5 protein-coding genes are annotated in these 5,512 nt (G+C 51.2%); 3 read left to right on the top strand and 2 right to left on the bottom strand.

The window, feature by feature from the left end:
• From infB to Q0095_RS07830, 3 genes are all read left to right on the top strand, one after another.
• A partial coding sequence (gene infB / locus Q0095_RS07840; RefSeq protein WP_297882896.1) for a translation initiation factor IF-2 occupies window positions 1-2,365 on the top strand: 2,365 nt, incomplete at its 5' end.
• Window positions 2,366-3,488: 1,123 nt separating this feature from the next.
• Window positions 3,489-3,854: a 30S ribosome-binding factor RbfA gene (rbfA, locus tag Q0095_RS07835; protein ID WP_005872391.1), complete on the top strand. Its 366-nt coding sequence runs from the start codon at window positions 3,489-3,491 to the stop codon at window positions 3,852-3,854.
• Window positions 3,847-4,266: a ribosome maturation factor RimP gene (locus Q0095_RS07830; protein ID WP_297882894.1), complete on the top strand. Its 420-nt coding sequence runs from the start codon at window positions 3,847-3,849 to the stop codon at window positions 4,264-4,266. The genes rbfA and Q0095_RS07830 overlap by 8 nt, the downstream gene beginning before the upstream one ends.
• 637 nt (window positions 4,267-4,903) lie before the next feature.
• Here the strand turns inward: Q0095_RS07830 and Q0095_RS07825 are convergent.
• Complete coding sequence (locus Q0095_RS07825; RefSeq protein ID WP_297882892.1) at window positions 4,904-5,173, bottom strand: hypothetical protein; 270 nt, start codon at window positions 5,171-5,173, stop codon at window positions 4,904-4,906.
• Window positions 5,174-5,214: 41 nt separating this feature from the next.
• Window positions 5,215-5,469: a hypothetical protein gene (locus Q0095_RS07820; RefSeq protein WP_297882891.1), complete on the bottom strand. Its 255-nt coding sequence runs from the start codon at window positions 5,467-5,469 to the stop codon at window positions 5,215-5,217.
• Window positions 5,470-5,512: the final 43 nt, after the last annotated feature.

Below are 5,512 nucleotides of genomic sequence, written 5' to 3'. Positions count from 1 at the left end.
CGATGAAAAAGCTCGGACGCAAGAGCCCGAGGCGAAAACCGAAAAATCCCAAAATCAAAAAGAAGAAATTTCCTCTGTCCCGCAGGAGAAAGAAGAGAAGCAAAACGCCACTTCAAAGCCCGCTTCGGTGCAGATAAACAGCGGCGATAGTATCGCTAGCGAGAGCTTGCAAAAGCGTCGTGGCCTAGTCATCGTAAAAAAGAAAAAGGAAGTTCAAGCCCCGGCGGCACAAGATAGAACCGAGCCTAGGCGCGAAAAGATAAGTGCGAGCCTAGAGGCGATCTTTTCAAATGCCGAACTAAATTTGAAAAAGAAAAAGATTGAAAAGAAAAAAGCTCCCGCTGCCAAAAAAGAGGATGCCCTTAAAATCGACATCATTCCTGATCACGAGATGGCGGATATCGTCATTGAGGACGAAGATGTCGTGGTAATGCCCGATTTCACCGTCAAACCAATTCAGACCGAAAATCGCACCAAAAGTAAAAACCAACCCAATATTTATCGCGCCTCGCAGAATCAAATTTTTAGCAGTGAGGGCGGCATAAGTCGCGGCGGTCGCAAAAAGCATAAAAAAGCCCCTCGCGAGCAGGGTAGTGAAATCGTAAGCTCTGTAAATATCCCAAAAGAGATCCGCGTCTATGAGTTTGCCGATAAGATCAAAAAGCAGCCTAGCGAGATCATCGGCAAACTATTTGCGCTTGGGATGATGACGACGAAAAACGACTTTTTGGACGAGGACGCGATAGAAATTTTAGCAAGCGAATTCGGCATTGAGGTAAATATCATCGATGAGGCGCAGGAGTTTGACTATATTAAGGCTTACGAGGACAGCGAAGGCGAAGAAAATTTAATCGCTAGAGCGCCTGTCATCACCATTATGGGGCACGTCGATCACGGTAAAACGAGCCTGCTAGATTACATCCGAAACTCGCGCGTCGCAAGCGGCGAAGCGGGCGGCATCACGCAGCACGTAGGCGCGTATATGGTCGAGAAAAACGGCAGGAAGATCACCTTCATAGACACCCCTGGCCACGAAGCCTTTACTTCGATGCGCGCGCGCGGAGCCGAGGTTACCGATATCGTAATCATCGTAGTGGCTGCAGACGACGGCGTCAAGCCTCAGACTAAGGAGGCTATAGCGCACGCCAAGGCGGCAAACGTGCCGATCATCATCGCGATAAATAAGATGGACAAGCCTAACGCCAATCCAGATCTTGTAAAAACGGGGCTTGCAGAGCTTGATATCATGCCTACCGAGTGGGGCGGCAGCTACGAGTTCGTGCCGATCTCCGCAAAGACGGGCGAGGGAATCGAAAATTTATTAGAGATCGTGCTTTTGCAAGCCGATCTTTTGGAGCTCAAAGCAGATCCTAGCAAGCAGGCTAAGGCAACCATCATAGAAAGTTCCCTTCAAAAAGGGCGCGGCGCCGTTGCCACCGTCATCGTGCAAAACGGCACTCTGCACGTCGGAGACACCGTCGTAGCGGGTATCGCATACGGCAAGGTACGCGCGCTTAGCGACGATAAGGGCAGGGCGTTAAAGCAAATTTTACCGGGCGAATGCGGCGTCATCATAGGCCTTAGCGAGGTTCCGGGTGCGGGCGAGACGCTGATCGGCGTTTCAAGCGATAAGGAAGCGCGCGAGTACGCGCGTAAAATTTACGAGCATCAGCGCCAAAAAGAGCTTAGTAAATCGACTAAGGTCACCATCGACGAGCTAAGCGCCAAGATCGCCGAAGGCTCGCTAAAAAGCCTGCCAGTGATTGTCAAAGCCGACGTTGCGGGCTCGCTGGAGGCTATCAAAGCAAGCCTTGAGAAGCTCCGCAACGACGAAGTCAAGGTCGATATCATCCACAGCGGCATCGGCGGTATCACGCAAAACGACATCGCCTTAGCAAGCGCCAGCGAAAACTGCGTGATCTTGGGCTTCAACGTCCGTCCTACGGGCGAGGTCAAAGAGCTTGCCAAGGAGCGCGGCGCGCAGATTAAGACCTACAACGTCATCTACAATCTAATCGACGATATCAAGGCGCTTTTGGGCGGCCTTATGAGCCCGATCATCAGCGAGGAGGCCTTGGGTCAAGCCGAGATCCGCCAGGTCATCAACGTGCCTAAGATCGGGCAGATCGCGGGCTGTATGGTTACCGACGGGCTCATAGCTCGCGGCGCAAAGATCCGCGTCATCAGAGAGGGCGTCATCGTTTTTGAGGGCAACGTCAGCTCGCTCAAGCGCTTCAAAGACGATGCCAAAGAAGTCGCCAAAGGCTTCGAGTGCGGCGTAGGCATCGAGGGTTACGACGATATGCGCGTGGGCGATTTTATCGAAAGCTACAAGCAAAAAGAGGAGCAGGCTACGATCGACTAATGCTCGCGGAATTTCGCGTGGGCATTGACTTCGTTTGTACGGCTTGCGGCTAAATTTTAAGCCTCGATCGCGCTTTGAAATTTTATGCTCGCAGAATTTGAGTGCGAAATTTCGCCTTTTAAATTTAATGGTAGAGCGCGCGAGTAAGGCTTTAAATTTTGTCGGTTTCTGCGCGAGGCTCTACTGCGTAGCGTCAGTTTTGAAATTTTAATGTTTAGATTTTTTACGGCGCAGCTTTGCGATCAAATTTTATTTTATGCCGCTTGCAGGTTGCGAATTTTCCGCGCGACTTAAATTTTAAATTTAATCGCAAAGTTGAAATTTTAAAGCGGCAAAATTTAGATTTCGCGCGGTATCGAAGCGCTTTTAAAATTTAAGATAAATTCTAAAGCGACGCAGTGTGGGAAAACAGCAGCGCGAAGAATAGTGCGGCGCAGGCGGCACAAAATGACGCCGCAACGGCGCGCGGAACTGTGCGGCGCCAAGACGGTAGCGGATATCGTAAATAGCGACGCAGTAAGCGAGCGTAGCGCAAAGAGGGTGCCGCCGCGCGCTGTATTATTGCGGTGTCAAGAGGGGCAGCGCAGCAGCGAATATAACGCGCCGTGGTGAGCAGAATACGGCATAGAATAGCACCACGCTTTAGCGCGGTAGTATTTCTACGGTAGCGGTGCGGCTATGCGATGAGCTTCCATACGCGAGCCGTTAAATTCTACGCGATCTGCGTTTGAAATTTAAGCGTGGAGCACCGGGTTAAAATTTAAAAGCAAAATTTCAAAGCTGAGCTCGCCTTTTAAAATTTAAAAGTAAAATTTTAAAAAGCGCAGTTGCTGTCCGCAATACCGGCGTGCGGCAAACCGTTCAGAATTTAAACGAACGCTCCGGCGCATCGCAAGCCGTGTCAAATTTAAACAGATCACATCGTCGCAGGACAGATATTTCGCCGCGCCGAAGCGAAATAGAATTCCGCGTTGCCGTCGCGAGACGGATGCGAGATAAAATTCTATGTCGCCGCAAGACGGACGCTCCGCTGCGACAAAGCAATAAAATTCCGTCATCGCAAGACGCAAAATAAAATTCCATCGCCGCGCAATCTGCGGCGATTTAAGATAGCGAGGTAAAGATGAATCCGACCGAACTCAGAAGACTGCGCACGCAAAGTGTGCTAAAGCAGCTCATCCCCGAAGCGCTCGCAAGCCTTGAGGACGAGCTTTTGCGCGGGCTGTGCGTCACCGACGTGGAGTGCAAGCGCGGGCGCTACGATGCGTTCGTGTATCTGGATAAAAACGCCTTCGACGAGCGCGAGCAGGAATTTGTGCTCGAAAAGCTCGGCCGCGTGGCGAGATATTTGCAAAACTTCTGCGCCGAGGCGGAGGGCTGGTACCGCTGTCCTGCGTTTCACTTCAAATTCGACGACCGCTTGGAGTATCAAAACAAAATGGACGATCTTTTTGACAAAATAGAGGAGGAGCTGCGCAAAAATGGTTGATTTAGAGGCTTTAGCGCGCGAGTGCGGCGTGCAGCTTTACGACGTGGAGACGGTGAGCGAAAACGGCAGAACGATCTACCGCATCAGCATCACGAAAGCGGGCGGCGTGGGCCTAGACGACTGTGAGCGGCTATCGCGGCTACTTTCGCCGATTTTCGACGTGGAGCCGCCGCTTGAGGGCGAGTGGACGCTGGAGGTTGGCTCGCCCGGGCTTGAGCGCAAGCTAAGCAAGCCGCAGCATTTCGCAAACTCCGTGGGCGAGCTGGTGCGCCTAAGCCGCACGGACGGGCAGAAGCTAAGCGGCGAGGTGCTTGGCTGCGAAGGCGGCGTGCTTAGACTTCGCACGGACGGCGGCGAAGTGAGCGTGCGACTTGACGAGATCAAAAAGGCGCGAACCTACGTGCAGTGGTAGCGGCGAGGTTTTTAAAGCTCTGCGCACGCGGCTTTGGGATGTGGTGTTTGAGAAGCGTAGACTTAAATTTCAAGCTAAAGCGGCGAGGCTAATTTGGATTTGCCTTGCTTTTTGTGCGCTTTTAAGTATTGCGTCTATCGCGAGCGATGCACGGCTCGCAGCATCTCGCCTCGCTTTTTAATTTAGCGCGCGATATTCGGTGTGGCTTTCAAAAAGCACATGCTGCGCGCAAGTCTTTCGCATTGAGCTTGATCGTATCGCACGAAAGCATTTTCGCGTTGCAATTGATCGTATGCGTACCGCGGCGAAACGCTGTTTCGCCAAGCTTTCAGCGGAGCTTGCGCCCGCGATTATCGGCATGTGATACGAGCGCGCGTGCTGCGGGCAGAGCGAAAATTTCGATAAATATGAGCATCTCGCGCGGACGTGCCCGCAGCGCCGCCTTGTTGTGTCGCATGGGCACGCGAGCATGTTAAATTTTTAGATTTCTTTAAAATTTGCCGCTACCGGTCGCTCTTAATCTCTCGCGACGCTCGGCGCAAAATTTTAAATTTCCGGCGCCGCTCGCCTGTTTTGAAATTTTATCTTACGCCGATAAAAGGTAATTTTCCGCGCTACTAGGCGGCGTTTTGAAATTTCATGTTGCGTCGCTAAATGATAAGTTTTGCGTGACGATTGCGCGTTGTTTTGGAATTTCGCGTCGCGCCAAAAGGCGGTTAAATTTAAAATTTACGCGCTGTTTTGACGCGGTAAAATTCCACGCTGAAATTCCGCCCGTAATTTTTTGATACAAAATTCCTGTGTCAAATTTCGCCTTAAAATTTTGCCCGCAGAATTTCAAGGGGCTAAATCCGCCCATAAATTTACGTTTTAAAACTCTGTGGGCGGAGGTTCGCGCGCCGTCCATCAGATAATTAAAATTCCGCCAAGCGGCGCGAATATTTGCGGCTACGAAGCGGAGATGCCGATCGTGGCTAGCAGCATGGGCGAGGTCATGAGCCCTACGATCGTAAGGATCCACGCTAATATCGCTATTACGAGCGAGGCTTGCTTTTTGACGGCTTGATAGGTCGCGGCGATCGCGCACAAAAACGCAAGCGGAACAAAGACGATCCCTAGAAAAAATATCCCTAAAATCGCAAAGACTATGGAGAGTATCCCAAGCACGTTTGGTTGGGGTTGAACGGTCGGTTGTTCAGACATTTTAATCCTTTGAAAAAAATTACGTAATTCTACCCCCCCCCCC

The sequence above is a fragment of the uncultured Campylobacter sp. genome (assembly GCF_938045535.1).
Lineage (GTDB): Bacteria > Campylobacterota > Campylobacteria > Campylobacterales > Campylobacteraceae > Campylobacter_B.
The sequence above is the reverse complement of the archived record's forward strand: the minus strand, read 5'-3'. Positions and strand labels throughout refer to the sequence as shown.

Excerpts from the sequence above, each read along its gene's own strand:
- rbfA (WP_005872391.1), top strand. The coding sequence starts at position 3,489 with ATGAATCCGACCGAACTCAGAAGACTGCGCACGCAAAGTGTGCTAAAG.
- Q0095_RS07830 (WP_297882894.1), top strand. The coding sequence starts at position 3,847 with ATGGTTGATTTAGAGGCTTTAGCGCGCGAGTGCGGCGTGCAGCTTTAC.
- Q0095_RS07825 (WP_297882892.1), bottom strand. The coding sequence starts at position 5,173 with ATGGACGGCGCGCGAACCTCCGCCCACAGAGTTTTAAAACGTAAATTT.
- Q0095_RS07820 (WP_297882891.1), bottom strand. The coding sequence starts at position 5,469 with ATGTCTGAACAACCGACCGTTCAACCCCAACCAAACGTGCTTGGGATA.